Source organism: Enterobacter sp. Taxon_8, from assembly GCF_058354585.1.
Window position 1 is genome coordinate 3,873,983 of sequence record NZ_CM177989.1, and the last position, 26,099, is coordinate 3,900,081.

Annotated in this window: 24 protein-coding genes; 7 read left to right on the forward strand and 17 right to left on the reverse strand. The window is 57.3% G+C overall.

Annotated features, from left to right (window positions below; genetic code table 11):
• Positions 1 to 3: 3 nt before the first annotated feature.
• Complete coding sequence (gene sltY, locus AC4IBF_RS18405; protein ID WP_115876482.1) at positions 4 to 1,941, reverse strand: murein transglycosylase; 1,938 nt, start codon at positions 1,939 to 1,941, stop codon at positions 4 to 6.
• A gap of 227 nt (positions 1,942 to 2,168) precedes the next feature.
• Here sltY and ettA point away from each other — a divergent pair, with 227 nt between their 5' ends.
• Complete coding sequence (gene ettA / locus AC4IBF_RS18410) at positions 2,169 to 3,836, forward strand: energy-dependent translational throttle protein EttA (RefSeq protein WP_003856515.1); 1,668 nt, start codon at positions 2,169 to 2,171, stop codon at positions 3,834 to 3,836.
• A 128-nt stretch (positions 3,837 to 3,964) separates the two neighbouring features.
• On the opposite strand, the gene AC4IBF_RS18415 is transcribed toward ettA, so the two are convergent.
• On the reverse strand, positions 3,965 to 4,864 hold the full coding sequence (locus AC4IBF_RS18415) for a LysR family transcriptional regulator (RefSeq protein WP_458727183.1): 900 nt from the start codon (positions 4,862 to 4,864) through the stop codon (positions 3,965 to 3,967).
• Positions 4,865 to 4,972: 108 nt separating this feature from the next.
• Here AC4IBF_RS18415 and AC4IBF_RS18420 point away from each other — a divergent pair, with 108 nt between their 5' ends.
• Positions 4,973 to 5,974 (forward strand): zinc-binding alcohol dehydrogenase family protein, encoded by a 1,002-nt coding sequence (locus AC4IBF_RS18420; RefSeq protein ID WP_491463005.1) that lies wholly within the window; start codon positions 4,973 to 4,975, stop codon positions 5,972 to 5,974.
• A gap of 64 nt (positions 5,975 to 6,038) precedes the next feature.
• Here the strand turns inward: AC4IBF_RS18420 and nadR are convergent, their stop codons facing one another.
• The 3 genes from nadR to serB are packed head-to-tail and all read right to left on the reverse strand — an operon-like array spanning position 6,039 to position 9,672.
• Entirely contained in the window at positions 6,039 to 7,271 is a 1,233-nt protein-coding gene (gene nadR, locus AC4IBF_RS18425) for a multifunctional transcriptional regulator/nicotinamide-nucleotide adenylyltransferase/ribosylnicotinamide kinase NadR (RefSeq protein ID WP_006810194.1), read from the reverse strand.
• Positions 7,272 to 7,306: 35 nt separating this feature from the next.
• Positions 7,307 to 8,692, reverse strand: coding sequence for a DNA repair protein RadA (gene radA / locus AC4IBF_RS18430; RefSeq protein WP_014068810.1), 1,386 nt, complete (start codon positions 8,690 to 8,692; stop codon positions 7,307 to 7,309).
• 11 nt (positions 8,693 to 8,703) lie between these two features.
• Positions 8,704 to 9,672, reverse strand: coding sequence for a phosphoserine phosphatase (gene serB / locus AC4IBF_RS18435; RefSeq protein WP_008502066.1), 969 nt, complete (start codon positions 9,670 to 9,672; stop codon positions 8,704 to 8,706).
• Between the two features lie 117 nt (positions 9,673 to 9,789).
• Here serB and AC4IBF_RS18440 point away from each other — a divergent pair, with 117 nt between their 5' ends.
• The gene (locus tag AC4IBF_RS18440; RefSeq protein ID WP_115876488.1) at positions 9,790 to 10,434 is read left to right on the forward strand and encodes a YtjB family periplasmic protein; all 645 of its coding nucleotides are present in this window, start codon (positions 9,790 to 9,792) and stop codon (positions 10,432 to 10,434) included.
• A gap of 39 nt (positions 10,435 to 10,473) precedes the next feature.
• Complete coding sequence (gene lplA, locus AC4IBF_RS18445) at positions 10,474 to 11,490, forward strand: lipoate--protein ligase (protein ID WP_133293749.1); 1,017 nt, start codon at positions 10,474 to 10,476, stop codon at positions 11,488 to 11,490.
• A gap of 61 nt (positions 11,491 to 11,551) precedes the next feature.
• On the opposite strand, the gene deoD is transcribed toward lplA, so the two are convergent.
• The 4 genes from deoD to deoC form a co-directional block, all read right to left on the reverse strand.
• Positions 11,552 to 12,274 carry a purine-nucleoside phosphorylase gene (gene deoD, locus AC4IBF_RS18450; RefSeq protein WP_032643987.1) on the reverse strand — a complete coding sequence of 241 codons (723 nt, stop codon included), beginning with the start codon at positions 12,272 to 12,274 and terminating at the stop codon, positions 11,552 to 11,554.
• Between the two features lie 89 nt (positions 12,275 to 12,363).
• Positions 12,364 to 13,587, reverse strand: coding sequence for a phosphopentomutase (deoB, locus tag AC4IBF_RS18455; protein ID WP_127729560.1), 1,224 nt, complete (start codon positions 13,585 to 13,587; stop codon positions 12,364 to 12,366).
• Positions 13,588 to 13,640: 53 nt separating this feature from the next.
• Positions 13,641 to 14,963, reverse strand: coding sequence for a thymidine phosphorylase (gene deoA / locus AC4IBF_RS18460; protein WP_111964089.1), 1,323 nt, complete (start codon positions 14,961 to 14,963; stop codon positions 13,641 to 13,643).
• A gap of 101 nt (positions 14,964 to 15,064) precedes the next feature.
• Positions 15,065 to 15,844 carry a deoxyribose-phosphate aldolase gene (gene deoC, locus AC4IBF_RS18465; protein ID WP_023303054.1) on the reverse strand — a complete coding sequence of 260 codons (780 nt, stop codon included), beginning with the start codon at positions 15,842 to 15,844 and terminating at the stop codon, positions 15,065 to 15,067.
• Positions 15,845 to 16,106: 262 nt separating this feature from the next.
• Here deoC and AC4IBF_RS18470 point away from each other — a divergent pair, with 262 nt between their 5' ends.
• Both AC4IBF_RS18470 and AC4IBF_RS18475 read left to right on the forward strand, forming a co-directional pair.
• Entirely contained in the window at positions 16,107 to 17,654 is a 1,548-nt protein-coding gene (locus AC4IBF_RS18470; RefSeq protein WP_252093385.1) for a YjjI family glycine radical enzyme, read from the forward strand.
• Positions 17,629 to 18,489, forward strand: a complete 861-nt coding sequence (locus tag AC4IBF_RS18475; protein WP_115876497.1) for a YjjW family glycine radical enzyme activase — start codon at positions 17,629 to 17,631, stop codon at positions 18,487 to 18,489. Before AC4IBF_RS18470 ends, AC4IBF_RS18475 begins: the two co-directional genes overlap by 26 nt.
• Here the strand turns inward: AC4IBF_RS18475 and AC4IBF_RS18480 are convergent.
• The 8 genes from AC4IBF_RS18480 to AC4IBF_RS18515 form a co-directional block, all read right to left on the reverse strand.
• Entirely contained in the window at positions 18,484 to 19,266 is a 783-nt protein-coding gene (locus AC4IBF_RS18480; protein WP_252093384.1) for a TatD family hydrolase, read from the reverse strand. The two genes, AC4IBF_RS18475 and AC4IBF_RS18480, sit on opposite strands and share 6 nt — an antisense overlap.
• Entirely contained in the window at positions 19,263 to 20,315 is a 1,053-nt protein-coding gene (locus AC4IBF_RS18485) for a patatin-like phospholipase family protein (protein WP_024908268.1), read from the reverse strand. Before AC4IBF_RS18485 ends, AC4IBF_RS18480 begins: the two co-directional genes overlap by 4 nt.
• Before the next feature lie 120 nt (positions 20,316 to 20,435).
• Positions 20,436 to 20,597, reverse strand: coding sequence for a DUF1328 domain-containing protein (locus tag AC4IBF_RS18490; RefSeq protein ID WP_003856556.1), 162 nt, complete (start codon positions 20,595 to 20,597; stop codon positions 20,436 to 20,438).
• Positions 20,598 to 20,724: 127 nt separating this feature from the next.
• Positions 20,725 to 21,342: a molecular chaperone OsmY gene (gene osmY / locus AC4IBF_RS18495; protein WP_039260909.1), complete on the reverse strand. Its 618-nt coding sequence runs from the start codon at positions 21,340 to 21,342 to the stop codon at positions 20,725 to 20,727.
• Between the two features lie 299 nt (positions 21,343 to 21,641).
• Complete coding sequence (gene prfC / locus AC4IBF_RS18500; protein ID WP_008502076.1) at positions 21,642 to 23,231, reverse strand: peptide chain release factor 3; 1,590 nt, start codon at positions 23,229 to 23,231, stop codon at positions 21,642 to 21,644.
• Between the two features lie 91 nt (positions 23,232 to 23,322).
• Positions 23,323 to 24,000: a pyrimidine 5'-nucleotidase gene (yjjG, locus tag AC4IBF_RS18505; RefSeq protein WP_023310313.1), complete on the reverse strand. Its 678-nt coding sequence runs from the start codon at positions 23,998 to 24,000 to the stop codon at positions 23,323 to 23,325.
• Positions 24,001 to 24,019: 19 nt separating this feature from the next.
• A complete protein-coding gene (gene rimI, locus AC4IBF_RS18510; protein ID WP_133293744.1) occupies positions 24,020 to 24,463 on the reverse strand; it encodes a ribosomal protein S18-alanine N-acetyltransferase in 444 nt (147 codons plus the stop codon).
• Positions 24,432 to 24,845, reverse strand: coding sequence for a DNA polymerase III subunit psi (locus AC4IBF_RS18515; protein WP_133293743.1), 414 nt, complete (start codon positions 24,843 to 24,845; stop codon positions 24,432 to 24,434). The genes rimI and AC4IBF_RS18515 overlap by 32 nt, the downstream gene beginning before the upstream one ends.
• Positions 24,846 to 24,947: 102 nt before the next feature.
• Between AC4IBF_RS18515 and rsmC the strand changes: the two genes are divergently transcribed.
• The gene (gene rsmC / locus AC4IBF_RS18520; RefSeq protein ID WP_111964095.1) at positions 24,948 to 25,976 is read left to right on the forward strand and encodes a 16S rRNA (guanine(1207)-N(2))-methyltransferase RsmC; all 1,029 of its coding nucleotides are present in this window, start codon (positions 24,948 to 24,950) and stop codon (positions 25,974 to 25,976) included.
• The last annotated feature ends 123 nt before the right edge of the window (positions 25,977 to 26,099 follow it).

A 26,099-nucleotide genomic window follows, 5' to 3' on the forward strand; every position in this document is an offset into this window, starting at 1 on the left:
CGATCAGTAACGTCTCTGCCACTCGGCATCACTCATCAGGGTATCTTTCTGCCCCATGAAGTAGCGATAGTAGGCGTCATAGGCCAGCACGTTCTTCACATAGCCGCGCGTTTCCGAGAACGGGATGCTCTCGACAAACGCCACGGCGTCAATGCGTCCGGCGCTGTTGCCGAGCCAGGTACGCACGCGACCCGGCCCCGCGTTATACGCCGCCGACGCGAAGATGCGGTTATTGCCGAACTGCTGATACACGTACTGCAGGTAGCTGGTACCGATGTTGATGTTGGTATCCGGATCCAGGAGCTGTGACGGGCTGCTGTAGCCAGGAATATTAAACATCTTCACCGTGTGCGTCGCCGTGCCCGGCATAATCTGCATCAGGCCGCTGGCGCCCACCGGGGAACGGACTTTCGGGTTCCATGCGCTCTCCTGACGGGCAATTGCCATCGCGTAGCTTTGCGGGATATCTTTGCCGCTGGTGTAGCGATCGAACAGATCCTTGTAAGCCAGCGGGAAACGCTCTTCGAGATGATCCCAAAGCTTACCGGCGATCGTCGCCTGCACGCTCAGATCCCACCAGTGGTTATCAAAAGCATAGCGGGCAAGCTGGGCTTTCTCGTCGGTGCTGCGGCTGGTCACCAGATTCGCCCACTCGCTGCGCGCGGTATTATCCATATTCCAGTACATCAGCTCGCGCACGCGCGCCATTTCTGGCCCCTGCGTCAGCGCCGGGTTCGCGTTAGCGGGCGCTTTATCAATGCGGAAGGTATACTCCTCGCCCAGGCGCTGCGCGGCTGCCATCGGGTAGAACCCGCGCTGCTGCATCAGCGTATGGAGAATTTCTTTGGCCTCGTCATCACGACCGCGCTCCATCAGCAGATCGGCCTGCCAGTAGCGCCATTCGTCCTTCTCTTTAGCCTCCATAGGCAACCGCGCAAGCCAGGTATTCAGCCCACGGCGATCTCCCGTACCCAGCGCCATGCGCACGCGACGTTCCACCAGAGACGTGGAGTTCGAACGCATAATGGCATCGTCACGCCAGCGCGCCTGTTCATCGGTCACATCCGTGCCCATCAGTCGCCACGCCACGATATCGCGCAGCTCCTGGGTTTGTTCCTCATTAAGCTGCTGCGCCTGCACCAGCTGCGGGATCATCAGCCGCGCGTTTTCCACATCGTCACGCGCCACGCTGGCAAAGGCCACCGCCGCCATCTGGCGGGTAAAATCGGTCGCGCCCGTACTGCGGGCAAAGGTCAGCACGCTGTTGGGATCGTTTGCCAGCGAGATAACCGCGGTGGAGATCGTCTGGTAATCAGACGGCATCTGTCCCGCCAGCGTGGTCACCAGACGCGTGTTGCCGGCTTTCATCGCCAGACGGATGCGCTCAAGGTAGGACAGCGGATCCTGCTTGCCGGATGCTCGCCACGCGCCGAACAGGGAATCACAGGCGTTCGGCTGGTTTTTCCCGGTCAACCAGAGCTCTTTCGCCCCGGCCCAGGCCTCTTCCTGCTGGCCGGTCGCCCATTTCGCGTAGTAGTAGTTACACTGCGCTTCGGTGGTATTCGGCTTTTCAGGGCTAAACGCCAGCAGTCCGCGCCAGTCTTCGCGTCGCGCCAGCTCATTCACAAAACGAGACTGGAGATTTCGGGCAGGCGGCAGGGTCGGGTTCGCCTGAATGAAGTTATTCACGGTGACGGTGGGTTGATTCATGAGATCGTCCGTAATTTGACGATACTCGAGATACGGATACAGCGGATAATCCTTTAGCGTCGGCATCAGCGCCTGCACGGTATCCATCTGCTTGTTGTCCCACGCCTGTTTAATCTGGGCGTAGCGGTTGCGTTGTTCATCCAGTGAATCGGCATGCACCGCCTGGCTTACCGCCATTACGCATACGCTGGCAGCCAGCAGACGCCAGACCACCCGTTTGGCTTTTTCCACAAGCTCTTCCTCATTGTTTTTTCGTCAATTGCAGCGTCTTGCCACGTCAAAGTCTAATTAACTTATGCTAACCAGGCATCCTTCAACGCGCCACGTCGTGGACACTTTTTTACCTTTCTTGCGCGTTTTAACACTCCCGACGTTCCTGGCTGGGATTAGGACGTGAAAAAGGCTACACTTCGAGGCTGAAATTCCTTCTCATTACGATAAAAGAGGCGAAGTCCAACGTGGCTCAATTCGTTTATACCATGCATCGTGTCGGCAAAGTTGTCCCGCCGAAACGTCATATTCTTAAAAATATCTCGCTGAGCTTCTTCCCGGGCGCAAAAATCGGTGTTCTGGGTCTCAACGGTGCCGGTAAGTCTACCTTGCTGCGCATCATGGCCGGCATTGATACAGACATCGAAGGTGAAGCCCGTCCGCAGCCTGGCATCAAGATTGGTTACCTGCCGCAGGAACCTCAGCTGAACCCGGAACACACCGTGCGTGAGTCTGTCGAAGAAGCCGTTTCCGAAGTGGTTAACGCCCTGAAAGGTCTCGATGAAGTGTATGCCAAATACGCCGAGCCGGATGCGGACTTCGACAAGCTGGCTGCACAGCAGGGCAAGTATGAAGAGATTATCCAGGCGCACGACGGTCACAACCTGAACGTGCAGCTGGAGCGCGCGGCGGATGCCCTGCGTCTGCCGGACTGGGATGCGAAAATCGCGAACCTCTCCGGTGGTGAACGTCGCCGCGTGGCGCTGTGCCGCCTGCTGCTGGAAAAACCAGATATGCTGTTGCTCGACGAACCAACCAACCACCTGGATGCGGAATCCGTGGCGTGGCTGGAGCGCTTCCTGCACGACTTCGAAGGCACCGTTGTGGCGATTACCCACGACCGTTACTTCCTCGACAACGTCGCTGGCTGGATCCTGGAGCTGGACCGCGGTGAAGGTATTCCGTGGGAAGGCAACTACTCCTCCTGGCTGGAGCAAAAAGATCAGCGTCTGGCTCAGGAAGCGTCTCAGGAAGCGGCGCGTCGTAAGTCTATCGAGAAAGAGCTGGAGTGGGTTCGTCAGGGCGCGAAAGGCCGTCAGTCTAAGGGCAAAGCCCGTCTGGCACGCTTTGAAGAGCTGAACAACACCGAATACCAGAAACGTAACGAAACCAACGAACTGTTTATTCCACCTGGAGCACGTCTGGGGGATAAAGTGGTTGAAGTGACCAACCTACGTAAGTCTTACGGCGACCGCGTGCTGATCGACGACCTGACCTTCTCCGTACCGAAAGGCGCTATCGTGGGCATCATCGGTCCGAACGGCGCGGGTAAATCGACCCTGTTCCGCATGATGTCCGGTCAGGAACAGCCTGACAGCGGCTCAATCACCCTGGGTGAGACCGTGAAGCTGGCCTCCGTTGACCAGTTCCGTGACGCGATGGACAACAGCAAAACCGTGTGGGAAGAAGTCTCCGGCGGCCTGGATATTATGCGCATCGGCAACACCGAGATGCCAAGCCGCGCCTACGTTGGTCGCTTTAACTTTAAAGGCACCGATCAGGGCAAACGTGTAGGCGAGCTGTCCGGCGGTGAGCGCGGTCGTCTGCACCTGGCGAAGCTGCTGCAGGTGGGCGGTAACGTTCTGCTGCTCGATGAACCAACAAACGACCTGGATATCGAAACCCTGCGCGCGCTGGAAAACGCCCTGCTGGAGTTCCCGGGCTGCGCGATGGTTATCTCGCACGACCGCTGGTTCCTCGACCGTATCGCGACCCACATTCTGGACTACCAGGACGAAGGTAAGGTGGAGTTCTTCGAAGGTAACTTCACCGAATACGAAGAGTACAAGAAACGCACGCTGGGCGCCGACGCGCTGGAGCCGAAGCGTATTAAGTACAAGCGTATTGCGAAATAAAAGCAAAACGGCAACTTCGGTTGCCGTTTTTTATGGTTGTTCCCTCTCCCTGTGGGAGAGGGCCAGGGTGAGGGCATCAGGCCGCACAGTGTGTAGGCCGGGTAAGGCGAAGCCGCCACCCGGCTTTTTTATTTGCCCACGTAATACCGCTTCACCTCGTCAAACTGCATCGCAAACTCGATATAGCTCATCAGCGCGGGCGAATTCAGCTTGCGGCTCGGGTAGGCCAGCCAGAGGTCGTTGCCTTCAACGTTCCACTCCGGCAGCACCTGCACCAGCGCGCCCTTTTCAACCTTATCTCCCAGCAGAAATGCAGGAAGCAGCGTGATCCCCGCCCCGGCCATCGCGCACTCGCGGGCGTACACCAGATTATCGGTCATGTGCGCGTTATCCGGCAGGTAGCGGTAATCCTCATTCTCGCTTCGCAGAAGCCACTCCGACCAGGCTCTGTGCGTAATGCTGCGGTGCTCCACCAGCTGACGGGGATGCGTTAGCGGCGCCCGGCGCGCCAGATATTCCGGCGAGGCCAGCATGTAGCGCGGACAGTGCCCGATCATTCGGCCAATCAGGGAGGAGTCCTGCGGCTTGCCGGTACGCAGCGCCACGTCAAAGCCGGACTCGACCAGATCCACCACATCATCAGAGATCGACACGTCCAGCGAAACCTCAGGATAGCGAAGCTGGAACTCGGCATTCATATGCGCCAGCAGCGTCGCGCCAATCCCAGCCGGACAGGTGATGCGCAGCCGCCCGCTCGGGTTTTCGCGCAGGCGCTGAATGGCATACTCCGCCCGCTCGCTGGCCGCCAGCATTTCGCGGCAGTGCACCAGATAGTGCTCGCCCGCAAACGTCAGGTTCAGCCTGCGGGTAGTGCGGTTAAGCAGGCGGATACCCACCTGCTGCTCCAGCTGGCTAATTCGCTGGCTGACGCTGGATTTCGGCAGTTCGGCTTTCTGGGCTGCCGCGGTAAAGCTGCCCATCTCCGCCACCAGCGCGAAAAGCGCCATATCCTGCAGCTGTTTAAACATGATTGTTCATCCTGCACGAACGCTGAGTTCTTGATTGTCCATCTTATCATGCAGCTGGCCACTTAATAGACTAGCCTCAACAAAACGCATGCCATTGAGGAGCACACCATGTCAGTGAAAGCCATTGCCGTTAACCCTGAAAATCCCGCAACGTTCATTGAAATCACCCCACCGATGCCACAGCCCGGCGAGCACGATCTGCTGGTGGAGGTCAAAGCCGTCTCGGTTAACCCGGTCGATACCAAAGTCCACGCGGGCATTGCCAAAAACGGACTGAACGAGCCGCGCATTCTCGGGTGGGACGCCAGCGGGATCGTCAAAGCCGTTGGGCCGGGCGTCACCGGATTCAAACCGGGAGATGAAGTGTGGTACGCGGGCGACATCACCCGCCCGGGCAGCAACACCACGCATCAGCTGATTGATGCGCGCATTGTCGGGCGCAAGCCTGCAAGCCTCGGCTGGGCCGCTGCCGCTGCACTGCCGTTGACCGCACTCACCGCGTGGGAAGGCCTGTTTGAACGGCTGAACATTCAGGATGCCGGCGCGGACAAAACCCTGCTGATCATTGGCGGCGCGGGCGGGGTAGGATCGCTGGCGATCCCGTTTGCGAAGCACAACAGCAAGGTGAAGATCGTCGCAACCGCTTCACGAGAAGATTCCGCCCGGTGGTGCCGCGATCGCGGTGCAGATGTGGTGGTGAACTACCGCGATCTGAAAGGCGAACTGGCGAAACACGGGCTCAAATTTGTGGATTACATTTTCATCCTCAACGACACCGACGGGCACTGGGATGCGGTCAGCGAACTGATTGCTCCACAGGGGCATATCTGTTCCATCGTCGAGAATGAACACCCGCTGAATCAGGACAAGCTGAAGTCCAAATCCGCCGCCCTGCACTGGGAATTTATGTACACCCGCAGCATGTACCAGACGCCGGATATGGCGCGTCAGGGTGAGATCCTCAATGAGGTGGCGAAACTGGTGGATAACGGCGTGGTGGAAAGCTCACTGAGTGAAACGCTGCACGGGCTGAGCGTGGAGAGCATTACCGAGGCGCACCGTAAGGTACTGGACGGGCATATGCGCGGAAAAGTTGTGGTGGAGTTCTGAGTGGCTTGATGCCCTCAACCCGGCCCTCTCCCGCAGGGAGAGGGTTAGGGTGAGGAGTAAGTTTTTACCCCTGCTCCCCCATCATCTCCTTCACCAGCTCGACGCAGCGCAGGAAACGGGAGTCGTAGTCCGACTCTTCCACGTGCACAAACTCAACGTTGTTTTCGTTGAGCATCTCCACCAGCATGGACTGGAATTCACGCCTGTCAACGGAGCTGCCTAGGCTGCGCATGCCGTCGGCCACCCACGGGGTGTTGTTTTCCAGCAGGATCACCAGGTCAAAGCGATATTCGTCAATCAGCGCCTGCACGAACGGGTGCTCGCGCCCTTCGTATTTTTTACAGAACGCCTGAGTGGTGACGAAATCGGTATCGATAAACGCCACCTTGTTGGCATATTTCACTGCGAAATCAATGTACTGGGCGTGGCCGAGCGCGATTTTGTCATAGTCGGAATACTGCAGCGCCATCTCGTCGCCGCCCAGGTGCGAGAAGACATAATCGCGGCCGTACTCCCATGCGCTGGTGGTATTGAAGATATTCGCCAGCTTGTTGACCAGCGTTGATTTACCGCTCGACTCGCCGCCCAGGATCGCGACGGTGCGCACAAAGAACGGCTTCACCTCGGTCGGGATGTAATCCCAGTAGCGGAACGGATTTTCGCGGATCTGCGCTCCGCTGATGTTCATGAAGGTGCGTTTCGGATCGATCAGCACCGTCTCGATGCCCAGATGCTCGCGGAACTGCGGCGCATCGGACTCTTCAGAGGTGTAGATCCAGTTAGGCGCAATGCCCTTCTCTTCCATAAACGCTTTGATGCCGTTGCTCCACACGTCCCAGCCGTGCGGATACGGCTCCATGCCCTCTTCGTTAAAGGCATGAATGCGAATGTTTTTCTGGTACTTGAAGGTCTGAAGCAGCCAGCGCAGGCGGTCAGGCACGGTCGGCTGCTGCGACATGGCGCTGTCCTCAAACAGCTGACGATCGCGGGTTTCATCGTAGCCCATGATGATGTGCAGCTCGTCAACCTGGCTACAGGCTCGCTGGATCAGATAGATATGCCCGGTATGCAGCGGGTAAAACTTGCCGAACACCACGCCGATGTTCTTTTGCATACGCGGGAATTCCAGCCCCAGAAAGCGGTGCAGCGCTTCCAGCTTCTGCGCGCTGGGGCTTTTGATTTTGGCGTTCAGCAGCTGGCTCAAATAACCCTTGGTCATGCCGCTGGCGTCCGCCACCTGCTGCAGAGTGCAGCCCTTCTGGCGGATAGCGGTCTTGATGTAGTCAAATGATGACATAAATTACGGTGCCTCCTGCAAAATCGAATACGTAATTATAAGTCGTCAAAGACATTTAACGCATCTGCGAGTTTCTTCACGCCGAAAACCTGCATCCCTTCCGGGATTTTTTTCGGCACGTTAGCAGCGGGAACGATAGCCCGGCGGAAACCGTGTTTTGCCGCCTCGGAGATACGCTCCTGGCCGCTGGGCACCGGACGGATTTCCCCGGCGAGGCCCACCTCACCGAAGACGACCAGATCCTGCGGCAGCGGTCTGTCGCGCAGGCTTGAGACCATCGCCAGCAGCAGCGCCAGGTCTGCGCTGGTCTCAGTGACTTTCACGCCACCCACCACGTTAACGAAAACGTCCTGATCCGCCATCTGCAGCCCACCGTGACGGTGCAGCACCGCCAGCAGGATCGCCAGACGGTTCTGTTCCAGACCGACCGCCACGCGCCGCGGGTTGCCCATCATCGACACGTCCACCAGCGCCTGAATTTCGACGAGCAGCGGGCGCGTGCCTTCCCACAGCACCATTACTGAACTTCCGGAGGTGATCTCATCTCCCCGACTCAGGAAGATCGCCGACGGGTTGCTGACTTCGCGCAGCCCCTGCTCGGTCATGGCAAACACGCCCAGTTCGTTCACCGCCCCAAAGCGGTTTTTATGGCTGCGCAGGGTACGGAAACGGGAGTCCGCGTCGCCGTCGAGCATGACGGAGCAGTCGATACAGTGTTCAAGCACCTTCGGTCCCGCCAGCGAGCCGTCTTTGGTCACGTGGCCGACCATCACAATCGCCACGCCGCGCGTTTTGGCAAAGCGCGTCAGGTAGGCCGCCGTTTCACGCACCTGCGCCACGCTGCCCGGCGAGGACTGAATGTCCGCCATGTGCATCACCTGGATGGAGTCGATCACCATCAGCTTCGGCTGCTCTTCTTCGGCGATCATGCAGATCTGCTCGATGCTGGTTTCGGAGAGCATGTTCAGATTGCCGGTCGGCAGGCCCAGACGGTGCGCGCGCATCGCCACCTGCTGCAGTGATTCTTCGCCCGTGACGTACAGGGTTTTCATCTGTTCGGCGAGCTTACAGAGCGTTTGCAGCAGCAGGGTCGATTTACCCGCGCCCGGGTTACCGCCAATCAGAATGGCGCTGCCCGGCACCACGCCGCCGCCGAGCACGCGGTCAAACTCTTTGAACCCGGTGGAAAAGCGCGGCAGCTCTTCGAGGCTGATGTCCGAAAGTTTTTGCACCTTCGCCACGCCCGCATTGCCCGCGTAGCCGCTCAGGCGTTCATTGCGCGCCACGCTCGGCGAAGCCGCCACACCACGCACTTCGGTGATGGTGTTCCAGGCATGACAGGCGCTGCATTGCCCCTGCCAGCGCGGATAATCCGCACCACATTCATTACAGACAAATGCGCGTTTTGGAGCTTTCGCCACGGTTTACCTCGTTATTTCTGATTAAGGCTGCCGGAGAGAATGCAGAACACCCCCATCAGGTCAGCGTGACGGATAGTGACTTCCGTCTTTTCATTCACTTTTGGCTTGGCATGGTAGGCAATGCCCAGGCCGGCCGCTTTGATCATCGGCAGGTCGTTCGCGCCGTCCCCGATAGCGACGGTCTGGACAACCGGAATTTCATATTTTTCCGCGAGGCGCGTCAGCGTATTGGCTTTGTACTGGGCATCAACGATATCGCCGATCACCTGGCCGGTCAGCTTGCCGTCCATGATCTCCAGCTCATTGGCCACCACGGTGGTCAGATGCAGTTTTTCCCGCAGGTAATCTGCGAAGAAGGTGAAGCCACCGGAGGCGATTGCCACCTTCCAGCCGAGGGACTGCAGCTTCAGCACCAGCTGCGTCAGCCCTGGCATCAGCGGCAGCACGTCGCGCACCTGGCGCAGAATGTTGGCATCGGCCCCTTTCAGGGTCGCCACGCGCTGACGCAGGCTGGCGGTGAAATCCAGCTCGCCGCGCATCGCACGCTCGGTGACTTCCGCCACCAGCTCGCCGCTGCCCGCCAGCTTCGCAATTTCGTCGATACACTCGATCTGAATGGCGGTAGAGTCCATGTCCATGACCAGCAGGCCAGGCGTTTTCAGGTGCGGAATTTTACCCAGCGGCGCGACGTCCAGCCCGGCGTCATGCGCCAGACGCGTGGCGCGCTGCGTCAAAGAGCCCGCCAGGCGAATGACCTGATAGTCTTCCACGCACCAGGCGGCGACGATGACCATCGCGGCCCCCAGTTTGGTTTGATACTGGGTCAGGCGTTGCTTATCCAGACCGCGTCCATAGAGGAGCCAGCCGCTACGACCGGCATGGTAATCCAGAGGCATCACCTCATCGCCACTTAAAGAGAGCGGCAATCCTGGCCATAAAGAGACATCCGTTGGCAGGTCACACCAGGTAATGTTCGGCATTAAAGCTCCTGTAATTTCGTTCGCGCCGGAAGGTTGCAGAGGGAAAATAACGCATGAGGCTACCCTGTAACCATCACTTCTGGCAACATTAAGCCGTAAATTTTCAGCAGGTGGAATATGGCTCGCGCAAAACTGAAATTCCGGCTCCATCGCGCCGTGATCGTCCTTTCCTGTCTCGCACTCTTAGTGGTGCTGATGCAGGGGGCATCGTGGTTTAGCCAGAATCATCAACGGCAACGCAACCCGCAGTTTGAAGAGCTGGCCCGCACGCTGGCACGCCAGGTGACGCTCAACGTCGCACCGTCCATGCGAACCGAAACGCCGGACGATAAGCGAATAGGCCAGGTTTTACGCCTGCTCACGGAGAATAGCCGCATTCTTGATGCGGGCGTCTATGATGAGCAAGGCAACCTGATTGCCCGCGCGGGCGAACATGTCGACGTGCGCGACAGGCTGGCGCTTGACGGTAAAAAAGCCGGCGGCTACTTCAACCAGCAGCTTGTTGAACCTATTCAGGGTAAGAATGGCCCCCTGGGGTATCTGCGCCTGACGCTCGACACCCACACCCTGCCCACTGAAGCCAAGCAGGTCGATAATACCACCAATATTCTGCGCCTGATGCTACTGCTTTCTCTCGCCATCGGCGTTGTGCTGGCGCGCACCCTGCTTCGCGGCAAGCGCTCGCGATGGCAGCAATCCCCGTTCCTGCTGACCGCCAGCAGATCCGTTCCCGAAGACGAAGAGAGCGAGAAGAAAGAATAGTGATAAAGTAGGCGAACGATTCGGAAAAGGAACTTTGCCATGACGACGTTACGCCTGCTTATCTCTGACTCTTACGATCCCTGGTTTAATCTCGCGGTAGAAGAGTGCATTTTCCGCCAGATGCCTGCCACCCAGCGCGTCCTGTTTCTCTGGCGTAACGCCGATACGGTCGTGATCGGCCGCGCGCAAAACCCGTGGAAAGAGTGCAATACGCGGCGTATGGAAGAGGATAACGTCCGCCTCGCGCGCCGGAGCAGCGGCGGTGGCGCGGTCTTTCACGATCTGGGCAATACCTGCTTTACCTTTATGGCGGGAAAACCGGAATACGACAAAACCATCTCAACTTCGATTGTCCTCAATGCGCTGAATTCACTCGGCGTGACGGCTGAAGCCTCCGGACGTAACGATCTGGTGGTGAAAACCCCCGAGGGCGACCGGAAGGTCTCCGGCTCCGCCTACCGCGAAACGATGGATCGCGGGTTCCACCACGGCACCCTGCTGCTGAATGCCGATCTCAGCCGTCTGGCGAACTACCTTAATCCTGATAAGAAAAAGTTACAGGCTAAGGGCATTACGTCCGTACGCGGGCGCGTGGCAAATCTGGTGGAGCTGCTGCCGGGGATTACGCACGAGCAGATTTGCGACGCGATCCGTGAAGCGTTCTTTGAACATTACGGCGAGCGCGTGGAAGCAGAAGTGATCTCCCCAGACAAAACCCCGGATCTGCCCAACTTCGCCGACACCTTCGCCCGCCAGAGCAGCTGGGAGTGGAACTTCGGTCAGGCTCCTGCGTTTTCCCATCTACTGGATGAGCGTTTTACCTGGGGCGGCGTGGAGCTGCATTTTGACGTGGAGAAAGGCCATATCACCCGCACGCAGGTCTTTACGGATAGTCTCAATCCGGCACCGTTAGAGGCGCTGGCCGCTCGTCTGCAGGGCTGTTTGTATCGGGCGGATATGCTGCAGCAGGAGTGTGACGCGTTGATTGGGGATTTCCCTGAGCAGGAGAAAGAGTTAAGGGATTTGTCAGCATGGATTGCGCAGGCCGTGCGCTAGGTGCGGTCTGGTGCCCTCACCCCAGCCCTCTCCCACAGGGAGAGGGAGGGAAGAGACAGAATTACGCTTTATCGCCCAGCAGAACGGATTCCAGCGCGATTTTGATCATGTCGTTGAAGGTAGTCTGACGCTCGGCAGCTGTGGTCTGCTCGTGGGTACGGATGTGGTCAGACACGGTACAGATGGTCAGCGCTTTCGCACCAAACTCAGCCGCGACGCCGTAGATACCCGCCGCTTCCATTTCCACGCCCAGGATGCCGTATTTTTCCATCACGTCGAACATCTCGCCGCCGTCCGGGGCATAGAACAGGTCAGCGGAGAAGATGTTACCCACGCGCGCTTCAACGCCCAGCGCTTTTGCTGCGTCAACCGCGTCGCGCACCATGCCGAAGTCAGCAATCGCTGCGAAGTCATGGTCTTTGAAACGCATACGGTTAACTTTGGAATCGGTGCAGGCACCCATACCGATAACGATGTCGCGCAGCTTAACGTCCATGCGCACCGCGCCGCAGGAGCCAACGCGGATAATTTTCTTCACGCCGAAATCGGTGATCAGCTCTTTAGTGTAGATAGAGCAGGATGGGATACCCATACCGTGGCCCATAACGGAAATTTTGCGGCCTTTATAGGTACCGGTGAAGCCCAGCATGCCGCGAACGTTGTTCACTTCACGCACGTCTTCCAGGAAGGTTTCTGCAATGTGCTTCGCGCGCAGCGGGTCGCCCGGCATCAATACGACGTCAGCGAAATCACCCATTTCTGCATTAATGTGAGGAGTTGCCATCTTCAGTTCCTTTAACATTGTTTATTCTTTTCACCCTCTCCCGCAGGGAGAGGGCTGGGGTGAGGGCATCAGACCTCACCCTACATGATTCAGAACATGGCCTTGCCATATTCCATGTCAGACGTACCAAAGTATTTGGCGATAGTCTGGCCGATGTCCGCGAAGGTTTCACGGTGCCCCAGCGAGCCTGGCTTCACTTTCGGGCCGTACACCAGCACCGGAATGTGCTCACGGGTGTGGTCGGTACCGGTCCAGGTTGGGTCACAGCCGTGGTCCGCGGTCAGGATCAGAATGTCATCTTCACCCACCAGCTCCATCAGCTCCGGCAGACGGCGGTCGAACAGTTCCAGACCGGCCGCATAGCCTGCGACGTCGCGACGGTGACCCCAGGAGGAGTCGAAGTCCACGAAGTTGGTGAAGACAATGGTCTTGTCGCCCGCTTCTTTCATCTCTTTGATGGTGGCATCGAACAGCGCATCCAGACCGGTCGCTTTGACCTTTTTGGTGATGCCGCAGTTAGCGTAGATATCCGCGATTTTACCCACGGACACCACGTGACCGTCCTTCTCTTCAACCAGCTTCTGCAGCACGGTTGGCGCCGGCGGCTCAACGGCCAGATCGTGACGGTTACCGGTACGCTGGAAGTTACCCGCTTTGTCGCCGATAAACGGACGCGCGATCACGCGCCCAATGTTGTAGCCGCCTTCGGTCAGCTCTTCACGGGCGATTTCGCACAGCTCGTAGAGTTTATCCAGGCCATACGTTTCTTCATGGCACGCAATCTGGAACACGGAGTCAGCAGAAGTGTAGAAAATCGGCTTGCCGGTTTTCATGTGCTCTTCGCCGAGCTGATCCAGAATCACGGTACCGGAAGAGTGGCAGTTGCCGAGGTAACCCGGCAGGTTGGCACGCTTCACCAGCTTATCGAGCAGCTCCTGCGGGAAGCTGTTCTCGTGATCGGAGAAGTAACCCCAGTCGAACAGCACCGGCACACCTGCGATTTCCCAATGGCCAGACGGGGTGTCTTTACCGGAGGAGAGCTCGTGCGCCCAGGCATAGGCGCCCACGACTTCCGCGTTGCCGTCCATTCCGGCTGCGATTTTACCGGTAGAGCCTTCATGCGCTTTCACCAGCCCGAGGCGGGTCAGGTTAGGTAGAGTCAGAGGGCCTTTACGACCGTTGTCCGCTTCGCCTTTTGCACAGGCTTCCGCGATGTGACCCATGGTATCGGAACCCACGTCACCAAAACGTTCTGCATCTTCGGTTGCGCCGATGCCGAATGAGTCCAGCACCATAATAAATGCACGTTTCATAATTGTTCTCCGTACGTAGTGCTTCAAAAATTATCGATCAGATCAGTATACCGCTATTCGGTGATACGGCGATAGACAGTCGGTGTGGTTTCAGGTGCTTTATTGTCAAGCGTGATGGCCGCCTTCACCGCTTTTGCCGCTTCCTGCCAGCTGGCTTCGTCTTTGGCGTGGATCACCGCCAGCGGACGTTGACCGTCAACGCTGTCGCCCAGACGGGCCATATCGGTAAAGCCGACGCTGTAATCAATGGTGTCTGACGCCTGACGGCGGCCGCCACCCATCGAGACCACCGCCATACCCAGCGCGCGGGTGTCCATCGCAGAGACAAACCCTTCGCTATCGGCATACACCGCTTTGCTGAGCGTCGCGGTTGGCAGGTACTTCGCATAGTTTTCGACGAAATCGGTCGGGCCTTTCTGCGCGGCAACCATGCGACCAAAGATCTCCGCCGCTTTGCCGTTGTCCAGCACCGCCTGCAGTTTTGCGCGGGCGTCAGCGTCGTCTTTGGCGAGCTTGCCGGAGATTAACATCTCAACGCACAGCGCCATGGTGACGTCAAACAGACGCGGGTTACGGTATTCTCCGGTGAGGAACTGGACGGCCTCACGCACTTCGACGGCATTACCGGCGCTGGAGGCCAGCACCTGATTCATGTCGGTGAGCAGTGCGGTGGTGCGCACGCCCGCGCCGTTGGAGACGCCAACGATCGCTTCGGCAAGCTGCGCAGAGAGTTCATAGGTTGGCATAAAGGCGCCGCTGCCCACCTTCACGTCCATCACCAGCGCATCCAGCCCTTCCGCCAGCTTCTTCGCCAAGATAGAGGCGGTGATCAGCGGGATGGAGTCAACGGTCGCGGTGATGTCGCGGGTCGCGTAGAAACGCTTGTCTGCCGGAGCAAGAGAGCTGGTCTGGCCGATAATCGCCACACCAACGTCTTTAATAATATCGCGGAAGCGGTTGTCGTCCGGGAAGATATCGAAGCCCGGAATGGCTTCCAGTTTGTCGAGCGTACCGCCGGTGTGGCCCAGGCCGCGTCCGGAGATCATCGGGATGTAACCACCACAGGCTGCCACCATTGGGCCGAGCATCAGGGAGGTCACGTCGCCCACGCCGCCGGTGGAGTGTTTATCCACAATCGGGCCATTAAGGTTGAGGCTTTTCCAGTCCAGAACGGTTCCTGAATCTCGCATCGCCATGGTCAGCGACACGCGCTCAGGCATCGACATATCGTGGAAGAAAATGGTCATCGCCAGAGCCGCAATCTGCCCTTCTGAGACGGTGTTATCACGAATGCCGTTGATGAAGAAGCGGATCTCTTCGTCGCTTAATGCATGACCATCACGTTTTTTACGAATAATTTCTTGTGCGAGAAACACGGTAACCCCCATGAGGAATCGGGTGAATGGTGGCGGGTACGGTTTACCCGACCACGATCCGGGTAGGCCGGATAAGCGTAGCGCCACCCGGCAATTCAAACTTAGTAGCTGCTTGCGCTCTTACCGTCGCCGTGACCCAGCGCTTTCAGCAGGCTGGCCAGCAGGCTGGAGGCGCCGAAGCGGTAGTGACGAGAATCGGCCCAGTCGGCACCAAACAGCTCGTCGGCAATCGCCAGGAACTGCTGCGCGTCTTCAGCGGTACGCACGCCGCCCGCAGGTTTGAAACCGACGGTTTTGGACACGCCCATGTCGCGGATAACTTCCATCATGATGCGCGCGCTTTCCGGGGTCGCATTCACCGGCACTTTACCGGTAGAGGTTTTAATGAAATCCGCACCGGCTTTGATGGAGATTTCAGACGCCTTACGAATCAGCGCCTCTTCTTTAAGCTCGCCGGTTTCGATGATCACTTTCAGCAGCACGTTTGCCGCCGCACACGCGTCTTTACAGGCTTTCACCAGGTCAAAACCGACCTGCTCGTTACCGGCGATCAGCGCGCGGTACGGGAACACCACGTCAACTTCGTCTGCGCCGTAGGCAATCGCCGCGCGGGTTTCTGCCAGCGCAATGTCGATATCGTCGTTGCCGTGCGGGAAGTTAGTCACGGTTGCAATGCGCACGTCCGGGGTGCCCTGCTCTTTCAGCGTCTTACGGGCAATCGGGATAAAGCGCGGGTAGATACAAACGGCTGCGGTATTACCCACCGGCGTTTTCGCCTGATGGCACAGGGCGATGACTTTCTCATTGGTGTCGTCATCGTTCAGGGTGGTCAGGTCCATCAGTTTCAACGCGCGCAGGCTGCTTGCAGTTAAATCGGTCATAACATTCTCCAACGGCAGTGCCGTATAAATTTTACCTTGCGGGTCTGTGAGTATTCTAACATTCACCCGCATCCACACTTCGACATTCATCACAGTTAATGAAAACTGCGTACTAATTTGCATTACTGTAATGAGATCTTCTTCAAACTTTAGTGCGCAAATTGCCGACTAAAGCAGCAATACCCCCTGTGGGATCAAAAGCGCCAACAGGCAGGCTTTCTACAATCCGTTCATCATCCGCAGAACATTCAAGGAAGCGAATATGCCCCACTCCAGCCCCGACGCCCTGCAGCAACGTTGCCAGCAGATTGTGACAAGCCCGGTGTTAACCCCGGAACAAAAACGTCATTTTCTGGCGCTGGAAGCGGAAAACAACCTGCCGTATCCGGCACTTCCTGAAGCTGCGCGCGCCGCGCTGGACGAGGGGTTTATCTGCGACATGTTCGAAGGCCATGCGCCTTACAAACCCCGTTACGTTCTGCCGGATTACGCAAAATTTCTGGCTAATGGTTCAGAATGGCTGGAGCTGGAAGGGGCAAAAGATCTCGACGATGCCCTCTCGCTGTTAACCATCCTCTACCATCATGTTCCGTCCGTCACATCGATGCCGGTCTATCTCGGTCAGCTTGATGCGTTGCTGCAACCTTATGTTAGAATTCTAACACAAGAAGAGATCGATAGCCGAATAAAACGTTTCTGGCGCTATCTCGACCGTACGCTGCCGGATGCCTTTATGCACGCAAACATCGGGCCTGCTGACGGCCCCATCACCCGTGCCATTCTGCGTGCCGATGCAGAGCTGAAGCAGGTCGCGCCGAACCTGACCTTTATCTACGATCCCGATATCACCCCGGACGACTTGCTGCTTGAGGTAGCAAAAAACATATGTGAATGCAGCAAACCGCATATTTCTTATGGCCCGGTGAATGATAAAATTTTCACAAAAGGCCGTTACGGCGTGGTGAGCTGTTACAACTCCCTGCCGCTTGCAGGCGGTGGCAGCACCCTGGTGCGCCTTAACCTCAAAGCCATTGCTGAACGCAGCACATCCATTGAAGACTTCTTCACCCGCACGCTCCCGCACTACTGCCAGCAGCAAATGGCCATCATCGATGCACGCTGCGGTTTCCTGTACGAGCAATCTGGCTTCTTTGAGAATAGCTTCCTGGTGAAAGAGGGGCTGATTGATGCCGATCGGTTTGTGCCGATGTTTGGCATTTACGGCCTGGCGGAAGCGGTAAACTCGCTTTGTGAGAAAGCAGGAATAGCGGGACGCTACGGAAAAGATGAGCAGGCCAACGCGCTGGGCTATCGCATCAGCGAACAGCTTGCGGCGTTTGTCGAAAACACGCCGGTGAAGCACACCTGGAAGCAGCGCGCGATGCTTCATGCCCAGTCGGGGATCAGCTCCGATTCGGGTACCACGCCAGGCGCGCGCCTGCCCTACGGCGACGAGCCGGATCCCATCAGCCACCTGCTGGCGGTGGCTCCCCATCACAAGCACTACTCTTCCGGGATAAGCGATATTCTGACGCTGGATGAAACAGTAAAACGCAACCCGCAGGCGGTGGTTCAGCTGTGCCTGGGCGCGTTCAGGGCGGGTATGCGTGAGTTTACCGCCAACGTAGCGGGTAACGATCTGGTGCGCGTAACCGGGTATATGGTGCGGCTATCGGATCTGGAGAAATACCGCGAAGCAGGGTCGAGAACGAACACCACGTGGCTGGGTGAAGAAGCCGCACGTAATACCCGTATTCTGGAACGTCAGCCGCGCGTGATAAGCCATGAACAGCAGATGCGCTTTAGTTAGTCAGGTCATCCCTTTTTCCTGCGTGGACGGGCCGGGCAGCCGCCTGGCCCTGTTCCTGCAGGGCTGCAACCTGCGCTGTAAAACCTGCCACAACCCGTGGACGATCGGCCGCTGCAATGACTGCGGGGACTGCGTGCCCCACTGCCCGCACGACGCGCTGACCATTCAGGCCGGGCGCGTCTGGTGGCAGGAGAGCGACTGCCAGCAGTGTGACACCTGCCTGCACCTGTGCCAGCAGCAGGCGACGCCCATGGCGCACCGCTTCAGCGTGGAGGAGATCCTCACCCAGGTCCGCAAATCCGCACCGTTTATCGAAGGGATCACCGTAAGCGGCGGGGAAGCCACAACTCAATTGCCGTTTTTAGTGACGCTATTCTCTGCGATCAAAGCCGATCCCGCCCTGAATCATCTGACCTGCCTGGTCGACAGCAACGGCTTGTTAAGCGAAACCGGCTGGCAAAAGCTGCTGCCGGTACTGGATGGCGCGATGCTGGACCTGAAGGCGTGGGGGAACGAACACCACCGCTTCCTGACCGGGCGCGAAAACCCGCAGATTAAGCAGAGCATCCGCTGGCTGGCAGATCGTCGCCGTTTGACGGAGCTCCGCCTGCTGGTGATTCCGGGGCAGTGTGACTATCTGGAAAACCTCAAACCGCTAACGACCTTTATCCACGGGCTTGGAAACGTGCCGGTACGCCTTAACGCGTTTCATGCGCACGGCGTATACGGTGAGGCAGCGTCATGGCGCAGCGCCACGCCGGAAGACGTTGAACCGCTGGCGCGGGCGCTGGAAAAACAGAAAATAACGGTGATCCGCCCGGCGCTTTATCTATAGCGTGATGCCAAATACCGAACGCGTATTTTCCAGCAGCGCATCGGCAATCACCTCTTCCGGCTCCTGTCGTAGTTCACACAGGGTGGTGAACACACGCGCCGCCTGTTCCGGGCGATTCGGCTGTCCCTGAAAACCGTTCAGCGGCATATCCGGCGCGTCAGTTTCCAGCAGAAGCGCCGACAGCGGCAGCTGTGCCATCACGTCACGGGTTTTACTGGCGCGCGGATAGGTGATGGTGCCACCCACACCAATTTTATAGCCCAGTTTAATGAAACGCTGCGCCTGCTGCAGGCTGCCGGAGAAACCGTGCACGACGCCCCTGCGCGGCAGATCGATGCGTTTCAGGTGCATCGCCAGCTTATCGTGCGTGCGTCTTGAGTGGAGGATCACCGGCAGATCGTGGCGCTTCGCCAGCCTGAGCTGCGCGTCGAGGATCGTCTGCTGGCGCTCAAACTGCGGATCCTCGCGATAAAGATCGAGGCCGATCTCACCGATGGCGACAAGCTTGTCGCCTGCGGTCTGCACGATCTCATCAAGCCTCTCAATGTGCTCATCCCGATGCCGCTCAATCACAATCGGATGCAGGCCGAGCGCGGCATAGAGCGCGGAGTGCCGCATGGAAAGATCCAGCACGCGGGAAAAATAGGCCGCTTCCACTGAAGTAACAATGATGGCCTGAACGCCTGCCTCGGCCGCTTTCGCAATACTGTGTTCTTCATCTCCCGTAAACGGCGGGAAATCGAAGTGGCAGTGGGTATCAATAAAGCGGTGCGTCACGCCAGATCCTCGTTATCCAGTAAAGCGTCATTCGCCTGCGGAATATCCACAAGCGGCATCGTCAGGGCATCGTTAGCGACAATCGCAGGCGGCGTAATAATGCGTTTATGGCGATGAAGAGGCGGTTGCTCTGCCAGCATTTTACCCACCGTCGCCAGGAAGTAGCGTCCGCACAGCCGCCCCGTTTTGTAATCCATGCGCAGCGCAGGGACGCGGCTGCCCAGCGCCATGCTCAGCAGCGGCTTAGGCGGATAAATTTCAAAAATACGCAGCTTACCCGGTGGCTTTTCAATGAATCGCTGCATCGCGCCGTAGGTTGTTTCATGCTGCTTCGCGATATTCACCAGCGGCTGAAGGCTGCTGTCGCCCAGCCAGCGCTCCATCCGCTTAAACCACTGCGGGGTGTAATACATTTGCGACGGCACGGTGCGGATCACCACGATGGTTTTCGCCCCGCGACGGGCGGCTTCCTGCACCGGCACCGCGTCACTGATCCCGCCGTCCAGATAGCTAATGCCGTCCAGCAGGGCGCCGGTACGATAAAAACCGGGGATCGCGCTGGAGGCGCGGATGATGTCCAGCCAGTTCTCTTTCTGAGGCGAAAAATAGCCCGGCGAATAGTCATCGCCCCGGCTGGCGCACATCCAGAACTCTTTGCCGCTATCAAACAGACGCGCGGCGGTGTCCATGGCCAGCGGCATCTGGCTGGAGGTCGACTCCAGCAGCCAGTCGAGATCGATCAGGTTGCCGCCGCGCACAAAGCGCACCGGATTAAAAAATTCTTTCGCCGTGGTATAGCGCATGATGACCTTTCGCGCGTAGCCGGGCTGGTTGCAGACATAGGCAGAGAGGTTCTGCGCCCCGGCAGACGTGCCGAAATAGAGGTCAAACGGGTTGAACTGCGCGCGCATAAATTCGTCGAGCACGCCAGCGGTGAAAATGCCGCGCTGTCCGCCACCCTCGCAGACCAGCGCGAGTTGACCTGCGCGGAACGGTTTTAACGTCAGCGGCGCAATATTGCCAAGCGTAACGGGAATTCGTTGCCCCACCTCTGCTTTCCTGTTTTGATTATTTTATAACACCACAGTAACGCACCCGACCTGTTACGCAAATAAGAAAAAGCCAGTCACAGTGACTGGCTTTATTTTGTTGAAGGAATATTGCGTTTGCTACGGACGTCGACGTCCCGTAAACAGGCTGACCAGGAACAGAATAATACCCACAACGAAGACAATTTTAGCTGCCCATGCCGCTGTACCTGCCAGTCCACCAAAGCCCAATGCGGCGGCAATTAACGCGATAACCAGAAATATAATGCCCCAACGAAACATAAGCTTCTCCTTTACCATAGTTAATGTCGGCCGCTAAACGTGAGCGCTCAGGTCACTCACCGGCGTTTTTCCAGAGTCGTTCTTATTTCGCCCGCAGGTATTAGCCAGACGGGCGAATGGTCGAGATTTACTTCGTTTTCAGATCGTTTTTAACGCTTTTCACACCATCAATCGCTTTCGCGATGGACTCGGCACGTTCACTTTGCGCCTGCGAATCTACCGTACCGGAAAGCTGAACCACGCCATCGGTGGTTTCCACTTTCACCTTACGGGACGGCACGATGTCATCTGCTAAAAGTTTAGCTTTGATTTCGCTGGTGGTAGCTGCATCACCGGCATAACCTTTCACCGACGCGTTTTTGCCGTCACGGACGTGCAGCTTATCGCTGACGGAGGCGACACCTTCGACGCCTTTCGCCACTTTTACCGCCTGTTCAGCCTGAGCCTGGCTTTCGACAAAGCCGCTCAGCGTGACCACTTTCTTGTCGGTCTTAACGGAAATGTCGGTGCTCTTAATGGCTTCATCATCCACCAGTGCGGCTTTCACTTTTGCTGTGATTGAGCTGTCATCCATGAAGTTGCCGACTTTATTCATAGAGCTATCGATTTTTTGCCCTGCGTTATCGGCCGTGGATTGTGCTTTATCCATGGTGCTGCTTTCCGCCAGGGCGGAGCCGCTCACCAGAACGCTACCCAGAGTTACAGCCAGCAGAGTTTTAGAAATCTTCAGTCTTGTCATATTCATCGATCTATTCCTGTGTTGACCCGTTATTCGGGCTGCATACTTCCTTAGTAGTTTTATATATTGCGAATAAACACGCGGGCAAAATGGATAACCTAAAGTCATGCATTGAACAGTTAATTTATCCACGCCCGGTGTTAAACACTGAGTTAAATATAGATCACTCTCACAGAGCCGCTTTCAGAATTGGGCAAAAAACGCGCGAATAGCGTGAAATTGCGTTGAATTAAGAACATTCCGCAAGGGATTAATAAGACAGGAATTAAAGAAGAGCACGGCGGGAGCCGTGCTCAGAGAGGGGATTAGTGCTCGCGGGTTTTACGGAACTGAACGTCAGGGTAACGTTCCTGCGTCAGGTTCAGGTTCACCATCGTTGGCGCGATATAGGTCAGGTTATCGCCACCATCCAGCGCCAGCTGAACTTCATTCTTACGCTTAAATTCTTCGAATTTCTTCACGTCAGAACACTCAACCCAGCGCGCAGTCGCGACGTTCACCGATTCGTAAATCGCCTCCACGTTGTACTCGCTCTTCAGACGCGCAACGACCACGTCAAACTGCAGCACGCCGACCGCGCCAACGATCAAATCGTTGTTCGCGATTGGGCGGAAGACCTGCACAGCGCCCTCTTCGGAGAGCTGAACCAGGCCTTTCAGCAGCTGTTTCTGCTTCAGCGGATCGCGCAGACGAATACGACGGAACAGCTCCGGCGCGAAGTTCGGAATACCGGTGAACTTCATCATTTCGCCCTGGGTGAAGGTATCACCGATCTGGATGGTGCCGTGGTTGTGCAGCCCGATGATGTCGCCCGGATAGGCCTCTTCAACGTGCGAACGGTCACCCGCCATAAAGGTCAGCGCGTCGGAGATGACAACGTCTTTCCCGATACGCACCTGGCGCAGCTTCATGCCCTTTTCATACTTACCGGACACCACGCGCATAAAGGCCACGCGGTCACGGTGTTTCGGATCCATGTTGGCCTGAATCTTAAACACGAAGCCGGTGAACTTCTCTTCTTTTGCTTCCACTTCACGGGTGTCGGTTTTGCGCGGCATCGGCTGCGGCGCCCACTCCACCAGGCCGTCGAGCATGTGGTCAACGCCGAAGTTACCCAGTGCGGTACCGAAGAAGACCGGGGTAATTTCGCCGCTCAGGAACAGCTCTTTGTCGAATTCGTGAGACGCGCCCTTGACCAGCTCCAGCTCGTCGCGCAGCTGCGCGGCCAGCTCTTCGCCAACCGCCGCGTCCAGATCCGGGTTGTCCAGACCTTTAACAATGCGCACTTCCTGAATGGTGTGGCCTTTACCGGTCTGGTACAGGTAAGTTTCGTCTTTATAAAGGTGATACACCCCTTTGAACAGCTTACCGCAGCCAATTGGCCAGGTGATTGGCGCACAGGCGATCTTCAGCTCGTTTTCTACTTCATCCATCAGCTCCATCGGATCGCGGATGTCACGGTCGAGCTTGTTCATAAAGGTGAGGATCGGCGTATCGCGCAGACGGGTGACTTCCATCAGCTTACGGGTCCTGTCTTCTACACCTTTCGCGGCGTCGATCACCATCAGACAGCAGTCCACCGCCGTCAGGGTACGGTAGGTATCTTCGGAGAAGTCTTCGTGGCCCGGGGTGTCCAGCAGGTTCACCAGGCAGTCGTGATACGGGAACTGCATCACGGAGGTGGTAATCGAAATACCACGCTGCTTTTCCATCTCCATCCAGTCGGATTTTGCATGCTGGCTGGAACCACGGCCTTTAACGGTACCCGCAGTCTGGATCGCCTGTCCGAACAGCAACACCTTCTCGGTGATGGTCGTTTTACCGGCATCCGGGTGAGAGATAATGGCAAAAGTGCGGCGCTTGGCCACCTCTTGCAGATAAGGAGACAACGTCATAATTAAATCTTCTTTTATAAGCGCGGCAGCACGCCACGCATCATGGAATACAAAATTGCGGCTATTTTACCCATCAACGGGGGGCAGGCAATCATTGTTTACACAGGAGTTGCTCCAGTTCGTTCAACGACGTGACGGTCCAGGTCGGCTCGATGCCTTCAGGCTTCACGCGGCCATGCGCGTTGAGCCACACGGTTGACAGACCTGACTTCATGCCGCCCAGGATATCTGACTCTGCCGTATCACCCACCATCAGGACGCGATCGCGGTCGGGATTTCCGGCCTGCGCCAGCGCGTAGTCGAAAATACGCGGATCCGGCTTCGGCACGCCAACCTCTTCCGAGATCACCAGCGCGTCGAAATGATCGCGTAGGCCGGTGCGCTCAAGGCGGATCTGCTGCAGGGCGGTAAAACCGTTGGTGATGATCCCCAGTTTCACCTTGCCTTTCAACGCATTCAGCAGGGAAACCGCGCCCGGCAGCGGTGCACAGATATCGGCCATCGCGTTCAGGAACGCATCGTTCAGCGTCCCCGGACTGACCTTTAAGCGTTCCGCCCAGACGTCAAAGCGCTGGTGCTGAAGTTGTAACGCGGTGATGGCACCGTTCTGGTAATCCACCCACAGCGGCTTATTTACCGCCTGATAGTCCTGAAAATCTTCAGCGGTGAAGGTCACGCTATAGTCGAGAAACATCCGCTGCAGGCCGCCGAACGAATCAAACGTAAACAGCGTTTCGTCGGCATCAAAGAAAATCCAGTCCCATTTCATCGTTACAACCTTATATTCGTTATCCAATCGGCAGAGCCATGATAATGGCGTCTTCACGTCCCTCTGCGGTGGGGTAGTAGTTACGGCGGATTGTCGCCTCGTTAAAGCCTAAGCTTTGATAGAGCGCGATGGCGGCGACATTCGACGCGCGCACCTCCAGCCACAGGGTGAAAACGTCACGGGTTTCGAGCTCACGGATGAGGTACTCAAGCAGTTCTCTTCCCAGCCCACGGCGCTGAAACGCGGGATCAACCGCGATATTAAACAGCGTCGCTTCATCAAGAACAACCTGCGTGATCGCGAAAGCGGCCATGGTGCCGTCAACGTCCAGGCGGTAGTTCAGATACCGTTCGCCCTGATTGCTGGCGAAAGTTTTTTCGCTCCACGGAAACGCGTGGGCGCGTGTTTCAATCGCGAACGCGGTGGACAGGTCAGGCGTCGTGAGGGAAGAAATCGTGTTCATATTCGCAGATTTGTTGCCATAGCGCGCTGCGCGCTTTTGGGTTGGCTTTCAGTTCGTCCAGCGCTGGCGAGTAGATCTGGCTCCCCTGAAGAGAGATCTCATTTGCCTCTCCGATACGCCAGCTGTTACAGCGGCTATCAGGAGGCAGCATCGCGACACGCTCTGGCGTCAGCGGTAAAACCTGGTCGGCCGTCAGCTTCAGGCTGCGAAGGACATCACCGATCAGGGGGTCATTCAGGGCAGGCAGTTCTTCCGCCACCATCACAAGACGAACGTGCGCCGGGATGGAGATGGCGATTTCGCCCTGCAACGCCGTCGGGCGACGCAAAGCCCACTGGGTAATGCCCAGCTGCTGCAACTGCCAGTCTCGTCGGGATGTCATAGGGAAAACTCCTGTCTCTCAGGAGCGCAAATATAGCAAATGTGTCGAAAGTGCGCCATCTACCTACTATAATCCCCGCCTGAGTTTATTGAGGAACAATTCATGTCTGCATTTACCCCGGCAAGTGAAGTCTTGCTGCGTCACAGTGATGATTTCGAAGAAAGCCGTATTCTGTTTGCCGGAGATATGCAGGATGACCTGCCTGCGCGTTTCGACTGTGCTGAAAGCCGTGCCCATACCCAATACTACCACCACTGGCAGGTGCTGAGCCGCCAGATGGGCGAGCGCGCGCGCTTTAGCCTGGTGGCAGAGCAGAGCGATATTGCCGACTGCGATACGCTGATCTACTACTGGCCGAAGAATAAACCTGAGGCCCAGTTCCAGCTGATGAACCTGCTCTCCCTGCTGCCGGTCGGCTGCGATATTTTCGTGGTCGGTGAAAACCGCAGCGGCGTGCGTAGCGCTGAACAGATGCTGGAAGGCTACGCGCCGTTGAATAAAGTCGACAGCGCTCGCCGCTGTGGTCTCTACCATGGCCGTCTGGAAAAACAGACAACGTTTGATCCCCAGGCTTACTGGGACGAGTACCAGCTTGACGGCCTGACCATCAAAACGCTGCCGGGCGTGTTCAGCCGCGATGCGCTGGATACGGGCAGCAAGTTGCTGCTTTCCACTCTGACGCCGCACACCAAAGGCAAAGTGCTGGACGTGGGCTGCGGCGCGGGCGTGCTCTCTACCGTGCTCGCCAGCCATTCACCAAAAGTGCGCTTAACCCTGTGTGACGTGAGCGCTCCGGCGGTAGAAGCCAGCCGCGCAACGCTTGCCGCAAACGGCATTGAAGGCGAGGTGATTGCCAGCAACGTCTTCTCCGACGTCACCGGTCGCTTCGACATGATCATCTCTAACCCGCCGTTCCACGACGGTATGGAGACCAGCCTGGAAGCCGCGCAAACGCTGATCCGTGGCGCGGTCCGTCACCTCAACAGCGGCGGTGAGCTGCGTATTGTCGCGAACGCCTTCCTGGCGTACCCGAAAGTGCTTGACGAAACCTTCGGTTTCCACGAAGTGATCGCCCAGACCGGCCGCTTTAAGGTCTACCGTACCGTGATGACGCGTCAGGCCAAAAAGTAATCTCCACTCATGCAGGCCGGATAAGTGCAAGCACCATCCGGCTCCGCATGGCGCCTGCATCGGCCATTTTTGCAGCAATCAAGGCGTCGCGCGCACTTTTCTGTTGACGTAAAGCTGAAAACA